The sequence below is a fragment of the Serratia montpellierensis genome (assembly GCF_020858655.1).
Taxonomy (GTDB): domain Bacteria; phylum Pseudomonadota; class Gammaproteobacteria; order Enterobacterales; family Enterobacteriaceae; genus Serratia; species Serratia montpellierensis.
The window spans coordinates 551,457-570,449 of sequence record NZ_VOSN01000002.1 but is presented as its reverse complement, the minus strand read 5'-3'; the positions used below and the strand labels follow the sequence as shown (position 1 = coordinate 570,449).

19 protein-coding genes and 3 tRNA genes are annotated in these 18,993 nt (G+C 57.7%); 3 read left to right on the top strand and 19 right to left on the bottom strand.

The features are described 5' to 3' along the window. Positions 1 to 69: 69 nt before the first annotated feature. From rplS to ffh, 5 genes are all read right to left on the bottom strand, one after another. Complete coding sequence (gene rplS / locus FUU19_RS03885; protein WP_019455136.1) at positions 70 to 426, bottom strand: 50S ribosomal protein L19; 357 nt, start codon at positions 424 to 426, stop codon at positions 70 to 72. Between the two features lie 48 nt (positions 427 to 474). After that, entirely contained in the window at positions 475 to 1,242 is a 768-nt protein-coding gene (gene trmD / locus FUU19_RS03880) for a tRNA (guanosine(37)-N1)-methyltransferase TrmD (protein WP_033641288.1), read from the bottom strand. Positions 1,243 to 1,294: 52 nt separating this feature from the next. Next, positions 1,295 to 1,843, bottom strand: a complete 549-nt coding sequence (gene rimM / locus FUU19_RS03875) for a ribosome maturation factor RimM (protein ID WP_033637182.1) — start codon at positions 1,841 to 1,843, stop codon at positions 1,295 to 1,297. 18 nt (positions 1,844 to 1,861) lie between these two features. Then, on the bottom strand, positions 1,862 to 2,110 hold the full coding sequence (rpsP, locus tag FUU19_RS03870) for a 30S ribosomal protein S16 (RefSeq protein ID WP_004932501.1): 249 nt from the start codon (positions 2,108 to 2,110) through the stop codon (positions 1,862 to 1,864). Positions 2,111 to 2,324: 214 nt separating this feature from the next. After that, positions 2,325 to 3,686, bottom strand: a complete 1,362-nt coding sequence (gene ffh, locus FUU19_RS03865; RefSeq protein WP_141970871.1) for a signal recognition particle protein — start codon at positions 3,684 to 3,686, stop codon at positions 2,325 to 2,327. A gap of 169 nt (positions 3,687 to 3,855) precedes the next feature. Between ffh and FUU19_RS03860 the strand changes: the two genes are divergently transcribed. Continuing rightward, positions 3,856 to 4,647, top strand: a complete 792-nt coding sequence (locus FUU19_RS03860; RefSeq protein WP_004932506.1) for a cytochrome C assembly family protein — start codon at positions 3,856 to 3,858, stop codon at positions 4,645 to 4,647. A gap of 42 nt (positions 4,648 to 4,689) precedes the next feature. Continuing rightward, complete coding sequence (locus tag FUU19_RS03855; RefSeq protein WP_230489629.1) at positions 4,690 to 5,979, top strand: HlyC/CorC family transporter; 1,290 nt, start codon at positions 4,690 to 4,692, stop codon at positions 5,977 to 5,979. 66 nt (positions 5,980 to 6,045) lie between these two features. Here FUU19_RS03855 and luxS read toward each other — a convergent pair whose 3' ends face one another. From luxS to pncC, 12 genes are all read right to left on the bottom strand, one after another. Beyond that, complete coding sequence (gene luxS, locus FUU19_RS03850) at positions 6,046 to 6,561, bottom strand: S-ribosylhomocysteine lyase (protein ID WP_019455133.1); 516 nt, start codon at positions 6,559 to 6,561, stop codon at positions 6,046 to 6,048. A 166-nt stretch (positions 6,562 to 6,727) separates the two neighbouring features. Beyond that, the gene (gshA, locus tag FUU19_RS03845) at positions 6,728 to 8,290 is read right to left on the bottom strand and encodes a glutamate--cysteine ligase (RefSeq protein ID WP_230489628.1); all 1,563 of its coding nucleotides are present in this window, start codon (positions 8,288 to 8,290) and stop codon (positions 6,728 to 6,730) included. An 82-nt stretch (positions 8,291 to 8,372) separates the two neighbouring features. After that, the gene (locus tag FUU19_RS03840; RefSeq protein ID WP_202670025.1) at positions 8,373 to 8,801 is read right to left on the bottom strand and encodes a YqaA family protein; all 429 of its coding nucleotides are present in this window, start codon (positions 8,799 to 8,801) and stop codon (positions 8,373 to 8,375) included. Further along, complete coding sequence (gene yqaB / locus FUU19_RS03835) at positions 8,798 to 9,364, bottom strand: fructose-1-phosphate/6-phosphogluconate phosphatase (RefSeq protein ID WP_141970874.1); 567 nt, start codon at positions 9,362 to 9,364, stop codon at positions 8,798 to 8,800. Before yqaB ends, FUU19_RS03840 begins: the two co-directional genes overlap by 4 nt. Positions 9,365 to 9,536: 172 nt before the next feature. Next, positions 9,537 to 9,613 (bottom strand) — tRNA-Arg (locus tag FUU19_RS03830). A gap of 54 nt (positions 9,614 to 9,667) precedes the next feature. Then, positions 9,668 to 9,744 (bottom strand) — tRNA-Arg (locus tag FUU19_RS03825). Between the two features lie 3 nt (positions 9,745 to 9,747). Further along, a tRNA-Ser gene (locus tag FUU19_RS03820) sits at positions 9,748 to 9,840 on the bottom strand. Positions 9,841 to 10,150: 310 nt separating this feature from the next. Beyond that, the gene (csrA, locus tag FUU19_RS03815) at positions 10,151 to 10,336 is read right to left on the bottom strand and encodes a carbon storage regulator CsrA (protein WP_004091602.1); all 186 of its coding nucleotides are present in this window, start codon (positions 10,334 to 10,336) and stop codon (positions 10,151 to 10,153) included. A 252-nt stretch (positions 10,337 to 10,588) separates the two neighbouring features. Beyond that, on the bottom strand, positions 10,589 to 13,216 hold the full coding sequence (alaS, locus tag FUU19_RS03810; RefSeq protein WP_141970876.1) for an alanine--tRNA ligase: 2,628 nt from the start codon (positions 13,214 to 13,216) through the stop codon (positions 10,589 to 10,591). 133 nt (positions 13,217 to 13,349) lie between these two features. Next, the gene (recX, locus tag FUU19_RS03805) at positions 13,350 to 13,862 is read right to left on the bottom strand and encodes a recombination regulator RecX (protein ID WP_103829943.1); all 513 of its coding nucleotides are present in this window, start codon (positions 13,860 to 13,862) and stop codon (positions 13,350 to 13,352) included. 60 nt (positions 13,863 to 13,922) lie between these two features. Then, positions 13,923 to 14,987: a recombinase RecA gene (recA, locus tag FUU19_RS03800; RefSeq protein ID WP_004932541.1), complete on the bottom strand. Its 1,065-nt coding sequence runs from the start codon at positions 14,985 to 14,987 to the stop codon at positions 13,923 to 13,925. A 111-nt stretch (positions 14,988 to 15,098) separates the two neighbouring features. Continuing rightward, the gene (gene pncC / locus FUU19_RS03795) at positions 15,099 to 15,587 is read right to left on the bottom strand and encodes a nicotinamide-nucleotide amidase (protein ID WP_141970878.1); all 489 of its coding nucleotides are present in this window, start codon (positions 15,585 to 15,587) and stop codon (positions 15,099 to 15,101) included. Between the two features lie 243 nt (positions 15,588 to 15,830). Between pncC and FUU19_RS03790 the strand changes: the two genes are divergently transcribed. Continuing rightward, on the top strand, positions 15,831 to 17,210 hold the full coding sequence (locus FUU19_RS03790; protein WP_230489627.1) for an MFS transporter: 1,380 nt from the start codon (positions 15,831 to 15,833) through the stop codon (positions 17,208 to 17,210). Positions 17,211 to 17,219: 9 nt separating this feature from the next. On the opposite strand, the gene chbG is transcribed toward FUU19_RS03790, so the two are convergent. Next, positions 17,220 to 17,981: a chitin disaccharide deacetylase gene (chbG, locus tag FUU19_RS03785; protein ID WP_230507073.1), complete on the bottom strand. Its 762-nt coding sequence runs from the start codon at positions 17,979 to 17,981 to the stop codon at positions 17,220 to 17,222. Between the two features lie 148 nt (positions 17,982 to 18,129). Beyond that, a complete protein-coding gene (chbR, locus tag FUU19_RS03780; RefSeq protein ID WP_141970884.1) occupies positions 18,130 to 18,978 on the bottom strand; it encodes a transcriptional regulator ChbR in 849 nt (282 codons plus the stop codon). Between the last annotated feature and the right edge of the window lie 15 nt (positions 18,979 to 18,993).

Sequence of the window (18,993 nt, the reverse complement as noted above, 5' to 3'; positions counted from 1 at the left end):
GGATTTTCAGATAAAAAAAGGGGTTGGCATAAGCCAACCCCTGATAACTATTAACTTTTGGATGCAGCGTTAGTTAACGCGGTTCAGACGCTCTTTGATACGAGCAGACTTACCAGTACGTTCACGCAGGTAGTACAGTTTAGCTTTACGAACGGCACCACGACGTTTAACAGTAATGCTGTCGATTACTGGGGAGTGAGTCTGGAATACGCGCTCAACACCTTCGCCGTTGGAAATCTTACGAACAGTGAATGCAGAGTGCAGACCGCGGTTACGGATAGCGATAACCACGCCCTCGAATGCCTGCAGACGTTTTTTGCTACCTTCAACGACCCATACCTTCACTTCCACGGAATCACCCGGACGGAATGCAGGTACGTCTTGTTTCATCTGCTCTTGTTCAAGTTGCTTAATAATGTTGCTCATAATATGTCTCTTACCCTAGGTAAACTGATATATCGGTCCCGTCTGATGTCAGACGTTTCCTTCATAGTCCTGTTGCCTGGCCTGATGTTCCCGTTGGAACTCAGCCAGCAACACCGCTTGCTCGTCAGTCAGAGCTAGGCTTTCTAGAAGTTCAGGTCTTCTAAGCCAGGTTCGGCCCAGCGACTGCTTTAAGCGCCAGCGACGTATCTCAGCATGGTTGCCCGACAGTAGAACCGGCGGTACTTCCATCCCTTCCAACACCTCTGGGCGGGTATAGTGCGGGCAGTCCAGCAATCCGTCGGCGAAGGAGTCTTCCTCCGCTGAGGCCTGATGGCCCAGCACACCCGGTATGAAACGGGCGACTGAATCAATCAGGGTCATTGCCGGCAGTTCCCCGCCGCTGAGAACGTAATCGCCGATTGACCATTCTTCGTCAATTTCGGTTTGGATTACGCGCTCGTCTACCCCTTCGTAACGGCCACACACCAGAATCATCTTCTGATTGGCCGCCAGTTCGCACACGCCGGTTTGATCCAGCTTGCGCCCCTGAGGTGACAGATAAATCACCTTTGCTCCCTCGCCTGCCGCTGCTTTCGCCGCATGAATGGCTTCCCGTAAAGGTTGCACCATCATCAGCATTCCCGGGCCGCCGCCGTAAGGGCGATCGTCCACGGTACGATGCCGGTCGTAGGTGAAGTCGCGAGGACTCCAACACTGCACGCTCAGCAGGCCATTTTTTACTGCCCGGCCAGTCACCCCGTAATCGGTGATAGCGCGGAACATCTCAGGAAACAGGCTTACAATACCGATGAACACAAGCCAATCCCCTTACCGTTATTCCACTTGCTTCGACCGTTTGATCCGGGGGTCAAAAACCAGGATCCCAATCTGCCTCAATCACGCGGGCAGTGAGATCGACTTTCTTGATAACCTGCCCATGAAGAAACGGAATCAACCGCTCCTTCATGCCGAACGCATCTTTCAGGTTCGCTTTCACAACCATCACATCGTTCGAGCCGGTTTCCATCATATCGATGACTTTACCCAGCTCGTAGCCGGCGGTGGTGACTACCTGGCAGCCCATCAGGTCTTTCCAGTAGTAATCGTCACCCTCCAGCGGAGGAAGTTGATCGGAATCCACCATAATCTCGCGATTAGTCAGCAGATTCGCCGCGTCCCGATCGTCAATGCCTTTGACCTTGATGATCAGATCCTGACTGTGGCGCTTCCAGTCTTCCAACTCGATATGCTGCCACTGACCCGCCTGCTGGATAAACCACGGCTGATAGTCAAAAATGCTTTCGGCGTTTTCGGTGGATGAAAACACTCTGAGCCAACCACGAATGCCGTAAGCGGACCCCATTTTACCGAGTACAATCGGCGCGATCGGCGCTACCGGTTTGAGTTGCTTGCTCATTGCCACCACCGCGACAGATTAAGCTGCTTTCTTAGCGTCTTTGATCAGCGCGTGAACGCGATCAGAAACGGTTGCACCCAGACCAACCCAGTGCTCGATGCGGTCCAGGTCCAGACGCAGTGCTTCAGCCTGACCAGAAGCGATCGGGTTGAAGAAACCTACGCGCTCGATGAAACGACCATCACGAGCGTTGCGGCTGTCGGTCACTACTACTTGATAGAACGGACGCTTTTTAGCGCCGCCACGTGCCAAACGAATTGTTACCATAACATCCTCTTTAGTTAATAAAACAACCGGGCCCCATTGAGGGACGGGGCCCGGTTGCAATATAAAAAGCCCGAAAATTTTACTCATTTTGGCGCAAAAAGCAATCTAAAGCGTCGATCGCAGGGGACAACTTTTGCAGCCTGTCAAATTTCGGGCGGTTTTCACCGCGAACGGCGAATGCTGAAAGCGCCCGCACTCGGCGTGCGGAGGCCCATCAGCGGCCTGGGAAGCCCGGCGGCATCATACCTTTCATGCCGCGCATCATCTTCGCCATACCGCCTTTCTTCATCTTTTTCATCATACGCTGCATTTCGTCGAACTGCTTCAGCAAGCGGTTGACGTCCTGCACCTGCATGCCGGCCCCCATCGCGATGCGGCGCTTGCGCGAGCCCTTGATGATTTCCGGTTTGGCGCGCTCTTTCAGCGTCATCGAGTTGATGATCGCCTCCATGCGCACCAGCACTTTGTCGTCCATCTGCGACTTGACGTTGTCCGGCAGCTGGCCCGCGCCCGGCAGCTTGCTCAACATGTTGGCCATGCCGCCCATGTTGCGCATCTGCTTGAGCTGCTCCAGGAAGTCGGTCAGATCGAAACCGTCGCCCTTTTTCAGCTTGTTGGCCAGTTTCTCCGCCTGCTCGCGGTCGACCTTGCTTTCGATATCTTCGATCAGCGACAGCACGTCGCCCATGCCCAGGATGCGCGATGCCACGCGATCCGGGTGGAACGGCTCCAGCGCTTCGGTCTTCTCGCCCACGCCGAGGAATTTGATCGGCTTGCCGGTGATATGACGGATGGACAGCGCGGCACCGCCGCGCGCGTCGCCGTCGACCTTGGTCAGCACCACGCCGGTCAGCGGCAGCGCTTCGTTAAACGCCTTGGCGGTATTGGCGGCGTCCTGGCCGGTCATGGCGTCGACCACGAACAGGGTTTCCACCGGCTTGATCGCCGCGTGCACCTGTTTGATCTCATCCATCATCGCTTCGTCAACGTGCAAACGGCCGGCGGTATCGACGATCAGTACGTCGTAGAACTTCAGCTTGGCCTGTTGCAGCGCGCGATTGACGATGTCGATCGGTTTTTCTTTGACGTCAGACGGGAAGAAATCGATGCCGACGCCTTCCGCCAGCGTTTCCAGCTGTTTGATCGCCGCCGGGCGATAAACGTCCGCGGAAACCACCAACACTTTCTTCTTCTGTTTTTCTTTCAGGAACTTGCCGAGCTTACCGACGCTGGTGGTTTTACCGGCGCCCTGCAGGCCCGCCATCAGCACCACCGCCGGCGGCTGGGCCGCCAGATTCAGCTCGGTGTTGACTTCGCCCATCGCGGCGATCAGCTCGCCCTTGACGATCTTGACGAACTCCTGCCCCGGCGTCAGGCTCTTGTTGACTTCATGGCCAACCGCGCTCTCTTTGACGCGGTTGATGAAGTCGCGCACCACCGGCAGCGCGACGTCCGCTTCCAGCAATGCCATACGCACTTCACGCAGGGTTTCCTTGATATTCTCTTCGGTCAGCCGCCCGCGGCCGCTGATATTGCGCAACGTGCGCGACAATCGATCGGTTAAATTTTCAAACATCGTCTCATGCTCAACGTGTAATGACAGGCCGCTCCGGCGACACAATTGCGCCGATGATAACACGAAGCGCGGCGGATCTCTGCCTCAGCGTTGGAGATAGGTTGGAGTGAAACGCGCGCAACGTTATACTGACACTCCTATTAACCACGCCGAAGCAAAATTAAACGCTATGCCAGTTTTCTCCATTGTGGCTTTGATGGCCTACCTGCTCAGCCTTGGACTGATCATTCCCAGCTTGTTGCGGAAGAACAGCGCATACCGTCGACTGGCCCTCGTCTCGGCGGTGGTGGCGCTGATTTGCCACGCCATCGCGCTGCAGCAGCGCATCTTTGACGTCAGCGCCGGGCAGAATCTCAGCCTGCTGAACATTGGTTCCATCGTCAGCCTGATCATCTGCTCGGTGATGACCTTCGTCGCCTCGCGCGATCGCGGCTGGTTCCTGCTGCCGATCGTCTACAGCTTTGCGATGATCAACCTGGCCTTCGCCAGCTTTATGCCCGGCGAGTTCATTACTCACCTGGAAGCCAGCCCGGAATTGATGGTGCATATCGGCCTGGCGCTATTCTCTTACGCCACCCTGATCATCGCCGCGCTCTACGCCTTGCAGCTCGCCTGGCTCGACTACCTGTTGAAAAACAAGAAGCTGACCTTCAGCGCCGACATGCCGCCGCTGATGAGCATCGAGCGCAAGATGTTCCATATCACCCAGATCGGCGTGGTGCTGCTGACGCTCACCCTGTGCACCGGCCTGCTGTACATGGATAATCTGTTCAGCAAAGAGAACGTGCACAAAGCCGTGCTGTCGATCATGGCTTGGTTCGTGTATATCGTGCTGTTGTGGGGCCATTACCATGAAGGCTGGCGCGGCCGCCGCGTCGTCTGGTTCAGCTTCGCCGGCGCCTTCCTGCTGACGCTCGCCTACTTCGGCAGCCGTCTGATTCAGCAGGTGATGGTGCGCTAAGCCAGCCCGGCCCAATTCTCCCTCTCTATAAGGAATACTGCATTGGAGCATGTGTCGACGGGGACCCTCATCATTATCCTGGTGATCATGATCGTGGTCTCCGCTTACTTCTCCGCTTCCGAAACCGGCATGATGACGCTCAACCGTTATCGCCTGCGTCACCTGTCCAAACAGGGCAACCGCTCGGCGCGTCGGGTGGAGAAGCTGCTGCAAAAACCGGATCGGCTGATCGGCCTGGTGCTGATCGGCAACAACCTGGTCAACATCCTCGCCTCGGCGCTGGCGACCATCGTCGGCATGCGGCTGTATGGCGATCTCGGCGTGGCGATCGCGACCGGCATACTGACCTTCGCCGTGCTGCTGTTCGCCGAAGTGCTGCCAAAGACCTTCGCCGCCCTCTATCCGGAACGTATTGCCTTCCCCAGCAGCGTCCTGCTGGCCCCATTGCAAAAGGTGATGTTCCCGCTGGTCTGGCTGCTCAACGGCATCACCAGCCTGACCTTGCGCCTGTTCGGCATCCGCACCAACGTGCGCATCAGCGACGCCGTCAGCAAGGATGAGCTGCGCACCATCGTGCGCGAATCCCAGTCGCAAATCTCCCGCCGCAATCAGGACATGCTGATCTCGGTGCTGGACCTGGAAAAGGTGACGGTTAACGACATCATGGTGCCGCGCACCGAGATCGTCGGCATCGACGTCAACGACGACTGGAAGTCGATCATGCGCCAGCTGACCCACTCGCCGCACGGCCGCATCGTGCTGTATCGCAGCTCGCTGGACGACGCGATCGGCATGCTGCGCGTGCGCGAAGCCTATCGCCTGATGACCGAGAAAAAAGAGTTCAACAAAGAGAACCTGCTGCGCGCCGCCGATGAAATCTACTTCGTGCCGGAAGGCACGCCGCTCAACGTGCAGCTGGTGAAGTTCCAGCGCAACAAGGAGAAGGTCGGCATCGTGGTCGACGAGTACGGCGACATTCAGGGCCTGGTCACGGTAGAAGACATTCTCGAAGAGATCGTCGGCGACTTCACCACCTCGATGTCACCCACGCTGGCGGAAGAGGTCACGCCGCAGAGCGACGGCTCGGTCTTGATCGACGGTACCGCCAACGTGCGCGAGCTGAACAAAGCCTTCAACTGGACCCTGCCTGCCAACGAGGCCCGCACCGTCAACGGCATGCTGCTCGAAGAGCTGGAAGAGATCCCTGAAACCGGCACCCGGGTGCGTATCGGCCACTACGATATCGACATTCTCGACGTGCAGGGCAATATGATCAAACAGGTACGGGTCACGCCGATCACCTCGCTGCAGTCCAGCGTCGGCCATCACTGACCGCCGGCCAGAAAGTAAAAAAGACGCGAAATCGCGTCTTTTTTTATCTCTGCGGGAAACTCGCGGCTAGATATGCAGTTCCTGCAGCTTCTCTTTCGGCAGCGCCAGCTCGTCGTTGTGGTTAACCACCACGTCGTTATCCAGGATGTGCTTGGCGATCTCCTGCGCTTCTTCCAGCGAGTGCATATGGTAAGTGCCGCACTGGTATTCGTTCAGCTCAGGGATTTTGCGCTGGTCAGTCACTTTCAGCACGTCGGCCATCGCCGCTTTCCACGCATCGGCTACGCGCTGCTCTTCCGGCACGCCGATCAGGCTCATGTAGAAACCGGTACGACAGCCCATCGGGGAGATGTCGATAATCTCCACCCCCTGGCCGTTCAGGTGGTCACGCATAAAGCCGGCGAACAGGTGCTCCAGCGTGTGAATGCCGCGCTCGGGCATCACTTCCAGGTTCGGGCGGCAAAAGCGCAGATCAAACACCGTGATGGTATCGCCATGAGGCGTTTTCATGGTTTTCGCAACGCGGACAGCCGGAGCTGCCATACGGGTATGATCGACGGTAAAGCTATCCAGCAATGGCATTTCGCTACCTCCTCGTAAAAGAGCATTTATTTCGAAACTTTTTTTCCTAACCGGGAAACCTTTTCCAACCCTGCGAGTCTGAGTATGTGAAAGACGCGCATTTGTTATCATCATCCCTGTCATCAGAGATGCATATTTGGCCACATTGATGTGGCCTTTTTCTTTTTCAGCTTCCGCCGTTTTGCTTCAGGAACGCTTCAAAGCTTAGCGTATCATTGGCTTCTATGTCGCGTTGGCGCTGCCACGAGGCTTCCCGCTCTTTATCCAGCTCAGATTCGTTCAGGATTTCCAACGGTTCTTCCAGCAACGTCTGGCGATACTGCTCCGCCAGCTGCAGACCGACGCGCCCGGTGCCTTCCGCCTTCATCGCCTTCAGAATGCGCGCGGAGAAGGTCAGCTCAGGATCGTCGAACGCGGCGACCAGCTCATCGCACACCTGCTGGTATTGACGATTGCCGGCTTCGCCGTCCAACACTTCCGCCACCCGCCGCAGATCGGCGAACAGCGCCTTACCCACTTTTTCCAGCGATTCATGGTTGGCGCCACAGCCGATGCCGATGGTCTGGCCCGGCTTACGCCCTTCCAGAATCACCCGGTTCCAGTTCTTGCGCGTGCACAGCAGTTCATCGCTGCTCATCTCCGGCGCATCGGCCAGCGCGCACCATACCAGGAACAGATCCAGGAAACGCGCCTGCACCGCGTCCACGCCGATCGGCGAGAACGGGTTGATATCCAGCGAACGCACTTCGATGTATTCGATACCGCCACGCAGCAGCGCGTCCGACGGCGTCTCGCCGCTTTGGGTCACGCGCTTCGGTCGGATCGGCGCATACAGCTCGTTCTCGATTTGCAGCACGTTGCTGTTCAGTTGCAGGTAGCGATCGCCCTCTTTCACGCCCAGCTTGGCGAACTCTTCGGAAGGCGTCGCGATCGCCCGCTTCAGACCGGCCACATAGCTGTGTAAATCGTTGAAGGTGATGCCCAAATTGCTCTGCGACTTGTTGGTGTAACCCAGGTCGCTCAGACGCAGCGAGGTGGCGTACGGCAGGTAGCACATCCCCTGCTCGGTGCGCTCGAACGGCAGATTGGTCTCGCGCCCTTTGAGGAACGAAGAACAAATGGCCGGCGATGCGCCGAACAGATAGGGGATCACCCAGCCGAAACGATAATAGTTGCGGATCAGGCGGAAATACCCCGCCGAGATCTGCTCTTTACCACTTTCCGCGTCCTGTACGCCGGCCCAGGCCTGCCAAAACTCCAGCGGCAGCGAGAAGTTGTAGTGCACGCCGGAAATGGTCTGCATTAGCGCGCCGTAGCGATTCTTCAGCCCTTCGCGGTACAGCGTCTTCATGCGGCCGATGTTCGACGAACCGAACTGCGCCAGCTCGATATCCTGCTCGGCTTCGATAAAGCACGGCATGCTGAGCGGCCACATGCGCTCATCGCCGATATTGCGCGCCACGTAACGATGAATATCACGCAGGAACGTCAGCAGGTGGTCGATATTGTCATCAACCGGCGTAATGAACTCTAACAGCGCTTCGGCGAAATCCGTGGTGATCCAGTGGTGCGTCAATGCCGCGCCCAACTTTTCCGGATGCCCGGTGGTCGCCAAGGTGCCGTTCGGCGTGACCCGCAGCGTTTCACGCTCAATGCCGCGACGAATACCTTTTAATGCCTGGGGATGGGCTTCCAACCAAGAAAGCGCCTGTGATACGTCCGGGATCAAATTGACCTCCCGCTTCTAAAAACAATAACTCGTAAGCATACTGAATCCGCACCCGAGAGAATATTGAGTTATATTCACTTGGTTACTGCCACCAGGCGATGCCCTGTACCGTTATCATAGCCAAAACGATGTAACGCAGCGCTTTTCCGATACACAGAAACAGCGCGACAGAGCCCCAGGGCATGCGCAGCCAACCTGCCAACACGCACAACAAATCGCCCACCACCGGCACCCAGCTGAGCAGCAGCGCAGCCGGGCCGAAGCGTTGCAGCCACCCGAGCGCCGTTGCCAGCCCCCGCCGTGGTTTCAACGCCGGTAACAGGCGCCCGATAATGACATTGGTCAAGCCACCCAGCGTGTTGCCCAAGGTCGCGGCCAATACCAGCAACTCCGGCGAGACGCGACTCTGGGTCAGCAAGGCGACCAGAACGATTTCTGAATTTCCCGGCAGCAGCGTCGCACTGAGGAAGCTACTGCCAAATAACGATATTACGGCTAGCGTACTACTCACAGCGTGCGGACGTCTACCACAGCCATACCGGCACTTTTCGCCGCCTGAATGCCAAACTCGGCATCTTCAAACACCACGCATTTTTCCGGCGGCACGCCGATCAGTTCGGCACAGCGCAAGAAGGTGTCCGGCTCCGGTTTATGGCGCTGTACGTCGTCCGCACCGACGATCGCATCGAAGCAGTTGAACAGGCCGAGATGACGCAGCAACATTTCCGCCATGCGGTGCTCGCTGCCGGTACCGACCGCCATCGGACGGCGGCCGTGATAGGACTTCACCACCTCGATCAGCGGCAAGGGACGCACGCTATCCAGCAGCATCGCTTCCACCGCGCGGGTTTTCTCCGCCGCCAGGTGATGGGGATCGAGGTCGGCCTGATGGCTGGCGATAATCGCCTGCGCGATACGCCAGGTCGGTGAACCGCTCAGCGCCACCATGGCCGCTTCATCAAACGTCATGCCATAACGGGACAGCACTTCATGCCACGCTTTACGGTGCGTTGGCTCGGTGTCCAGAATCGTGCCGTCCATGTCGAAAATAAGACCCTGATAGCGGTCGTACATCGTTACTCCATGATCGTTGAGGAAAGAAAACTACTTTAGCGTAAAGCCGATGGGTTGTCGCTGACTGCGTCATAGCGGAATGTGCTGTGCCTAATCGGGCACAAAGGGGAAAGAGGGGGAGATGGATAAAGGTTGAAAAGCGAAAAACCCGCCGAAGCGGGTTTCTCTTAGATGGTGCATCCAGGAGGATTCGAACCTCCGACCGCTCGGTTCGTAGCCGAGTACTCTATCCAGCTGAGCTATGGATGCATGTCTATTTTTTTACTGCTTGCCTGCTTCACTAACGAAGCATGACGGAAAGAATGGTGCATCCAGGAGGATTCGAACCTCCGACCGCTCGGTTCGTAGCCGAGTACTCTATCCAGCTGAGCTATGGATGCAAATGGCGGTGAGGCGGGGATTCGAACCCCGGATGCAGCTTTTGACCGCATACTCCCTTAGCAGGGGAGCGCCTTCAGCCTCTCGGCCACCTCACCATACGCTTCTTTCGAATTGTGCCTAACTTGCTTTAGAGAAGCTCATCGGCACTGCGTGGCGCACATATTACTTTCTCCGACTTTTAAGTCAAACAATTTTTCCCAACTCATGCGCGTTTGCACAATTCGCACCCAACATGGGCGATTTCACGGCAAAAAGGGCGTTTTATCAACAGGCAACCGCAGCATCTGTAGCAACAAAGCAGGGAACTAACCGGGAAAATAATCACGAAAAAGAGAGGGGAGAACGAAAGAAGTGGGTAAAACGATGCAGTAGCGTCTCGTCTGGCAACGAGACGCTGCTTCGGAATCAGTAAGTCGTCTGCTGAGACTTCTCTGCCTGAATGCGCTGATAGATTTCTTCACGGTGAACCGAAACCTCTTTGGGGGCGTTCACACCAATACGCACCTGGTTGCCTTTTACCCCTAGCACAGTGACCGTAACCTCATCGCCAATCATGAGGGTTTCACCAACTCGACGAGTCAGAATTAACATTCTTTGCTCCTTGAAAGATTAAAAGAGTCGGGTCTCTCAGTTTCCCCGTCATTATCCATCATATGTGGTGAAAACGTAAGCCGCGCAACCCACAATAAGTGTAAGCAGACTTGGTCCCACCTCAGATAATGGTAAGTTTAGCCGACCTGAAAAACTTTGTTCCCGCAATTGTAACTAAATTGTGTTAGCACAGTATGAAAACGCCATAATCAACAAAGTATTATGGCGTTTGTGCGTGCTATTTATTTATGTTCACAGCTTCGAGGCCACCCAGGCTTCTACGCTGTTTAACGCCGCTGGCAGGGCGTTGATATCCGTCCCCCCCGCCATCGCCATATCCGGGCGACCACCGCCCTTGCCGCCTACCTGCTGCGCCACGTTGCCGATCAACTCGCCGGCTTTCACGCGGTCAGTCAGATCCTTGGTCACGCCTGCAACCAGGCTGACTTTGTCATCAGCCGTCGTTGCCAACACGATGATGGCCGAACCCAATTGATTTTTCAGGTCATCCACCATGGTGCGCAGCATTTTGGCTTCGACATTGTCCAACTGGCTGACCAACAGCTTCACGCCGTTAACCACTTTTGCCTGGCTGGACAACGACGCGCTTTCCTGCGCCGCCTGCTGATCTTTCAGCTGCTGCAGTTCTTTTTCCAGCGCGCGGGTGCGATCGAGCACCGAGCGCACTTTATCGCTCAGGGTGTTGCTGTCGCCCTTAACCAGCTGTGCAACGTCTTGCAACAAATCGCTTTGCTGGTGCAGCGTAGCGATAGCGCCTGCGCCGGTCACCGCTTCAATACGACGGATGCCCGCCGCGGTGCCCGACTCGCTCAGAATGCGGAACAGACCGATATCACCAGTGCGGCTGGCATGAGTACCGCCACACAGCTCGGTGGAGAAGTCGCCCATGGTCAGTACGCGCACGTTGTCATCGTACTTCTCGCCGAACAGCGCCATCGCGCCCTTCTCTTTGGCATCTTCCAACGCCATCAGCTCGGTCTGCACCGGCAGGTTACGACGCACCTGCTGGTTCACCAGATCTTCCACCGCACGGATTTGTTCCGGCTTCATCGCTTCAAAATGCGAGAAGTCGAAACGCAGATACTTGTCGTTAACCAGCGAGCCTTTCTGCGCGACGTGATCGCCCAACGTTTGGCGCAGCGCAGCGTGCAGCAGGTGAGTCGCGGAGTGGTTCAGACGGATGCTGTTGCGGCGCTCAGCGTCGATCTGCGCATCTACGCGATCGTTCAGCTTCAGCGAGCCCTGCGCCAGCTTGCCTTGATGGCCGATAGCCTGACCGTATTTCTGGGTGTCGTTGACCACAAACTCTATGCCGGCGGCTTTCAGTACACCTTTATCGCCGACCTGGCCGCCGGATTCACCGTAAAACGGCGTCTCATCCAATACCACCACCGCCTCTTCGCCGGCATTGATCTGATCGACCGGCTGGCCGTCGCGGAACAGCGCGATGACCATCGCCTGCTGCTCGTCGTGATCGTAGCCGTTGAACTGGCTGCTGCCATCCACGCGGATCAGGCTATTGTAGTCGGCGCCGAAGCCGCTGGATTCACGCGCGCGGCGGCGCTGCGCTTCCATCGCTTCTTCAAAGCCCGCTTCATCGACTTTCAGGCCACGCTCGCGGCAGACGTCAGCGGTCAGATCGACCGGAAAACCGTAGGTATCGTACAGACGGAAAGCGGTTTCGCCGTCCAGGGTATCGCCCTGCAGCTTGGCCAGCTCTTCGTCCAACAGCGCCAGACCACGCTCCAGCGTGCGGGCAAACTGCTCTTCTTCGGTTTTCAGCACCTGCTCCACCAACGATTGCTGGCGTTTCAATTCGTCGGCGGCCGGGCCCATCACTTCAATCAGTGGTGCCACCAGCTTATAGAAGAAGGTGTCTTTCGCGCCCAGCATGTTGCCATGGCGGATCGCGCGGCGAATGATGCGGCGCAGCACATAGCCGCGGTTTTCGTTAGACGGGATCACGCCGTCCGACACCAGGAAGGCGCAGGAACGGATATGGTCGGCGATAACGCGCAGGGATTTGTTGTCCAGATCGGTCGCGCCGGTCACTTTTGCCACGGCGGCGATCAGGGTACGGAACAGATCGATTTCATAGTTGGAGTTCACATGCTGCAACACCGCCGCGATGCGCTCCAGACCCATACCGGTATCCACCGAAGGTTTCGGCAGCGGCAGCATGGTGCCATCGGACTGGCGGTTGAACTGCATGAAAACGATGTTCCAGATCTCGATGTAGCGGTCGCCGTCTTCTTCCGGGCTGCCTGGAGGGCCGCCCCAGATGTGATCGCCGTGATCGTAGAAAATCTCGGTGCACGGGCCGCATGGGCCGGTGTCGCCCATCTGCCAGAAGTTATCGGAAGCGAAAGGCGCACCCTTGTTGTCGCCGATGCGGATAATACGCTCGGCCGGCACGCCGATTTGCTTCTGCCAGATGTCGAACGCTTCGTCATCGGTTTCATACACGGTGACCCACAGTCGCTCTTTCGGCAGGTTGAACCAGTTTTCACCGGTCAGCAGTTCCCACGCGTAGCTGATCGCGTCGTGCTTGAAGTAATCGCCGAAGCTGAAGTTGCCCAGCATTTCAAAGAAGGTGTGGTGACGAGCGGTATAACCGACGTTTTCCAGGTCGTTATGCTTGCCGCCTGCGCGCACGCAGCGCTGCGAGGTGGTGGCACGGGAATAGGCGCGTTTGTCCAGCCCCAGGAAAACATCCTTAAATTGGTTCATGCCGGCATTGGTAAACAGCAATGTCGGATCATTGTTAGGCACCAGGGAGCTGCTCGCTACAACCTGATGACCCTTACTATGAAAGAAATCGAGAAACGCTTGACGGATCTCAGCGGTGCTCTTGCTCATAATTTTCCTGGAAAGGCTAGAATAACGACACGTGAGCCGGTGACGCGTCATCCCGACGATGACAACCAGCTCACGAACAAAAAGTGGGGATAAGATAAATTTTCTTCAGAGGGAAGTAAAACCCCGTGTGCGCTCATTGCGCAAAATCACGGTAAATTGACTGAATTTCTTCCTGGAAGAAGCCGCGATAGAGCAGATAGCGCTGCACTTTGGCTTTCTCTTTCCAGTCGGTTGGCAACGCATCGCCAAATTTTCGCTGCGCCACCTGTTTCGCCTGTTCACACCAGTCGATGTCGCATTCCGCCAGCGCGTCCTGCACCAGCGCTTTGTCGACGCCCTTTTGCATCAGTTCGCTGCGGATGCGCTGCGCACCGTAACCTTTGCGGCTGCGGCTGCCAATGTAGCTGTGGGCGAAACGCTTATCGTCCAGCCAATTATGCTGATAACAGTAGGCGATAACCTGCTCGATCAGCGCAGGATCCACCGGCTCTTCAGCCACCGGCGGTGATGCCGGCGCATGTGGCTTCTTACCGCCAAAACGGGCTTTCGCCACAAACGGCTGCGCCGCAAGTTTGCGGCGCAGTTCAGCTTCACTATGATCGCGTTGCGACAGCAGGCGCATGGCGCGGCTTAGCAAGTCATTCATCATTCAAGCCTGAATTTATGGGATATGCGCCACACGAACGGCGGCGCACATCTTCAGCGATTAGAACTGCTCGCTGGTTTCCGCTTCATCGTCTTCGAAGTCGTCACCGGAGGCAGCCACCAGCTCACCGCCGCTGTGCAGCAGCAGATCGCGCAGCTTCTTATCCAGCTCGGCAGCGATAGCCGGGTTTTCTTTCAGGAAGTTACAGGCGTTCGCCTTGCCCTGACCGATTTTCTCGCCGTTATAGCTGTACCAGGCGCCGGCTTTTTCGATCATCTTGTGCTTCACGCCCAGATCGACCAGCTCGCCACGGCTGTTGATGCCTTCGCCGTACATGATTTGGAACTCAGCCTGCTTGAACGGCGCAGCGATTTTGTTCTTCACCACTTTCACGCGGGTTTCGCTGCCCACCACTTCGTCGCCCTCTTTGATGGCGCCGATGCGGCGGATATCCAGACGCACCGAAGCGTAGAACTTCAGGGCGTTACCGCCGGTCGTGGTTTCCGGGTTGCCGAACATCACACCAATTTTCATACGGATCTGGTTGATGAAGATCAGCAAGGTATTGGCGTTTTTCAGGTTGCCGGCCAGCTTACGCATCGCCTGGCTCATCATGCGTGCCGCCAGGCCCATGTGCGAATCGCCGATTTCACCTTCGATTTCCGCCTTCGGCGTCAGCGCCGCCACGGAGTCGACGATGATGACGTCAACCGCGCCGGAGCGGGTCAGCGCATCACAGATTTCCAGCGCCTGCTCGCCGGTGTCCGGCTGGGAGCACAGCAGGTTGTCGATATCGACGCCCAGCTTTTTCGCATAGATAGGATCCAGCGCATGCTCGGCATCGATGAACGCACAGGTTTTGCCTTCGCGCTGCGCAGCGGCGATCACCTGCAGCGTCAGGGTAGTTTTACCGGACGATTCCGGGCCGTAGATTTCGACGATGCGGCCCATCGGCAGGCCGCCGGCGCCCAGAGCGATATCGAGTGACAGTGAGCCGGTGGAGATCGTTTCCACATCCATGGAGCGGTCTTCACCCAGGCGCATGATGGAGCCTTTGCCGAACTGTTTCTCAATCTGGCCCAGTGCCGCAGCTAACGCCTTTTGCTTGTTCTCATCAATAGCCATTTTTGCTCCTTCGTTTCGCAATGCCGGTGTTACCCCACACTGCCACTGAATGTATGTTGTGCAGGAAATGTCACTAATTATACTGTATGGTCATACAGTATCAAGCCTAATTTACAAAAATTCGTCGATGGCAGTTTGCAGCGCGAAAATCGTCGCCTGCAGCCGCACCGCATCGCGGTCGCCCTCGAATTGCATCTTGCGCGACAGGCCCCGGCCATCGCTGCCGGCGAAGCCGAACCACACGGTGCCGACCGGCTTTTCCGCGCTGCCGCCGTCCGGGCCGGCGATGCCGCTCACCGACAGCGCCAGATCGGCCTGCGCCGCCCGCAGCGCCCCTATCGCCATCTCGCGCACTACCTCTTCGCTGACCGCGCCGTGCGCCGCCAGCGTGGCTTCGCTTACCCCCAGCAGATCATGCTTCGCCGCATTGCTGTAGGTGACGAAACCACGATCGAAATAGGCGGAGCTGCCGGCAATATCGGTAATGGCCTTGGCGATGCCGCCGCCGGTGCAGGATTCCGCGCAGGTGATCCAGCGGCCCTGGGCCTTCAGTTTCTCCCCCACCAGCGCGCTGAGCCGGCGCAGTTGGTTTTCACTCATAACTCCTCCCTCGCGAATTCAGGTATATGCGCCCGATAGTAGCATTTATCAAGGCGACGCGGCGGCCGACGCGTGGAAATGCGCAGCGCCTCGCAGGAGGTGCGGTTTTAAGCGCCCGGCCAAGCTGCTAGTATCAAAAGAAGCGCCCCATTGAGCGGCGGCGCACCAGCACAAGGAACATCACGGAGGCGGCACGCTGCGGCAGCGGCCTCAGGGCGCACCAGAAGAGATTAGGATGATAGCGTGAAAAAAACGTTGGGCGTATTCTTGCCGTTGTACACCACCACCCTGCTGCTGCTGTTGGGCTCGGGCCTGCTCACCACCTACGTCTCGCTGCGGCTGGCCTCTATCCACGTCAGCAGCGCGCTGATCGGCGCCATCATCGCCGCCAACTACATCGGGTTAGTGATCGGCGGCAAGGTCGGCCACTTCCTTATCGCCCGCGTCGGGCATATCCGCGCCTACGTGGCCTGCGCCGGCATCATTACCGCTGCGGTGCTGGGGCACGGCCTGACGGAGTTCATTCCCGCCTGGGTCGCGCTACGCTTGGTGATCGGGCTGTGCATGATGTGTCAGTACATGGTGCTGGAAAGCTGGTTGAACGACCAGGCGGAGTCCAACCAGCGCGGCATGGTGTTCGGCTTTTATATGGCGGCGACCTATCTCGGCATGTCGCTGGGCCAGATCGTGCTGATGCTGCAAAGCAGCCTGGGCATCGCCACGCTGCTGGTGATCGCGCTGTGCTTCGCGCTCTGTCTGGTGCCCATCGCTCTCACCACGCGCACCAATGCGCGCCATATGTCGCCGGCGCCGATGGAGCTGCGTTACTTTGTCGGCGCCATTCCCAAGGTGCTGGCCACCACGTTGGTGATCGGCATGGTAGTGGGCTCGTTTTACGGGCTGGCGCCAGTTTATGCCAGCCTGCAGTCCTTAACCACTCAACAAACTGGCCTGTTCATGGCACTGGCCATCTTCGCCGGGCTGGTGGCGCAGTTCCCACTCAGCTGGCTGTCGGATCGCTATAGCCGCCCGTTGCTGATGCGACTCAACGCTATTTTCCTGATCGTGGCGGCGCTGCCGCTGGCGCTGCTGCCGCACATCGATTTTCCGCTGCTGCTGGCGGTGGGATTCGTCGTCAGCATGCTGCAGTTTACGCTCTACCCGTTGGTAGTGGCGCTTGCCAACGATCTGATTGAGCCGGAGCGCCGCGTCTCGCTGGCCGCCTGTCTGCTGATGGCGTTCGGCGTCGGCGCCAGCATCGGGCCGCTGGCGGTCGGCGCGCTGATCGAGCCGCTTGGCGGCAATATCCTGTACGCCTTCTTCGCCCTGTGCGGCGTGCTGCTGGCGGCCCTCAGCCGCACGGCGAAAGCGAAGGAACCGCAGCTGGCGCAGGACGCGCCGGTGCCGCACATTGCGCTGCCGGACAGCCTCGCCAGTTCGCCGCTGTCGCCGGCGCTCAATCCGACCTTCGATGAGCAGATCATTCACGACACCATGCCGCCGCCGGAAGCGGCGCCCGATGTCGAGGAGCCGCAGCCCGAAGAACAGGAGGAGGAACCCTTGCCTCAGGGGGCCGATCCGCAAGAGGACACCGGCCTGAAAAAGGCGCACGCCATGCTGTAAACGGCAGCGCTACAGATCCTGGAAGGAGCCCAGCATAAAACCGCGTTCGGCGATCGCCGCTTTCAGCGTCGGCGCGGTCAACACATCCAGCTCGACGAGGCGCGGGTGGCAGTATTTGCTCTGCAGGATCGTCGCATCGAGGAACGCCGGGTGGCACATCATTTCCAATGACTCGGCGCCCTGCTCGTCGGCGCGCGCCAACCGCTGCAGGAACAAGGCTTCGGAAATCATTTCACCGTAGAACCCCGCGTCAAACGCGTCGGTGCTGCAGGGCGTCTGCAACGCAATATCGCGCCGCTGCGCCTCTTCGCGATCGAGGCGCAGCGGCAGACCCTGCGCCTGCGCAAACGCCTCCACCAGCGGGTAAATCTGCGGCTGCATGTGCACATGATGGTGGCTGTCGATGTGCGTTGGCGGCCTGCCGAACAGCGTCACAAACCGCGCGAACTGACGCTGAAGCTCCTCCTGAATCTCGTCCAGCTGCAGCTCGCCGGCCTCGGCGCGGCCCCACAGCCATTTGCCCAGCTCGCCATGTTCATTGACCAGCGAAGGCATGGCGCCCAACGGCCTGCCATGCGTCAAAACGAAATGCAGCCCGATCGGCAATCCCGGATATTGCCGGCTGAGCGCGGCCGCGTGCTGGGCGCCGCCGCCGTTCACCATCGCCGTGGTGGAGGAAACGACGCCATGCTGATACGCCTCGATGACGCCGTAGTTCTGTCCTTTGCTCAGGCCGAAGTCGTCGGCATTCACGATCAGTAGTTTTTCCATAATGGCTCCCGCAGGATGAATTTTCGGCAAGGGAAGGCCGACCGACCGGCGCGGCATTCCCCTTCTCGAAGGTAAAAATCGAATGATTAACCGGCCGGCGGCCTAAAGCTCATCGGCATATCGGCGTTGATACTGATCGGGAGCGGCCCTAAAGAGGGCCGTAACACTTTTTTCGGTAGTTGCCTGGGGTCACGTCGGTGAGCCGCTTAAAGTTTTTAATGAACAGACTGACGTCGCCATAGCCGGAATCAAAGGCGATATCGGAAACCGAATAGTTGGTGACCTCCAGCTGCGTCTTGGCGAAGTTGATGCGGATCTCGTTGATCACCTGCATCGGCGTCTTATGGTAGTAGCGCCGCATCGCCCGGGTCAGATACTCCTGGGTTTTCCCCGACAGCGCCACCATGTTCGCCAACGCCCTTTCGCCGAACATCGCCTTGTCATGCATGCCGGCCAGGGTGTTCTTCAGCCACTGCGGGATATCGTCGCCGCCGTCATTGTCTTCTTTATAATGACGAATACGGCTGATCACATAGAAGGTCAGCGTTTCGAGAAATTCGGCGAAGTCATCCTCGTGAAACTGCGGCGAACTCACCACCGATTCGATATAGGCCAAAAACTCGTTTCTCAGGCTGTAGGCCTGCGAGGCGACAAAGCAACGCGGCAGCTGCTGCAAATAGTGCTCTTCAAAGAACGCCTTGCTGACCGCCACGTTGAAGATTTTCGTCGCGCCGAATTCGTAAAAGCTCTGGTGGTAGGAGCCGATAGGGATAAAGACGAAATCCCCGCGTTCCAGCAGCACCCGCTTGCCGTTGATCTCCTGATAGCATTTGCCGCTCAGCACGATGGTGAACTCGTAATAGTCGTGCTGATGCAGCCCGGTGGCGCTTTCCACCTTGTTATAGATAAACAGGTGAAAATCTTTGCAGTTAAAGAAATCCTGCTCGCGAATCAGCTTCACGTCGCTCGCACTCAGCGAAATTCGGTTATCGGACACGGCGCCGGCCTCCCG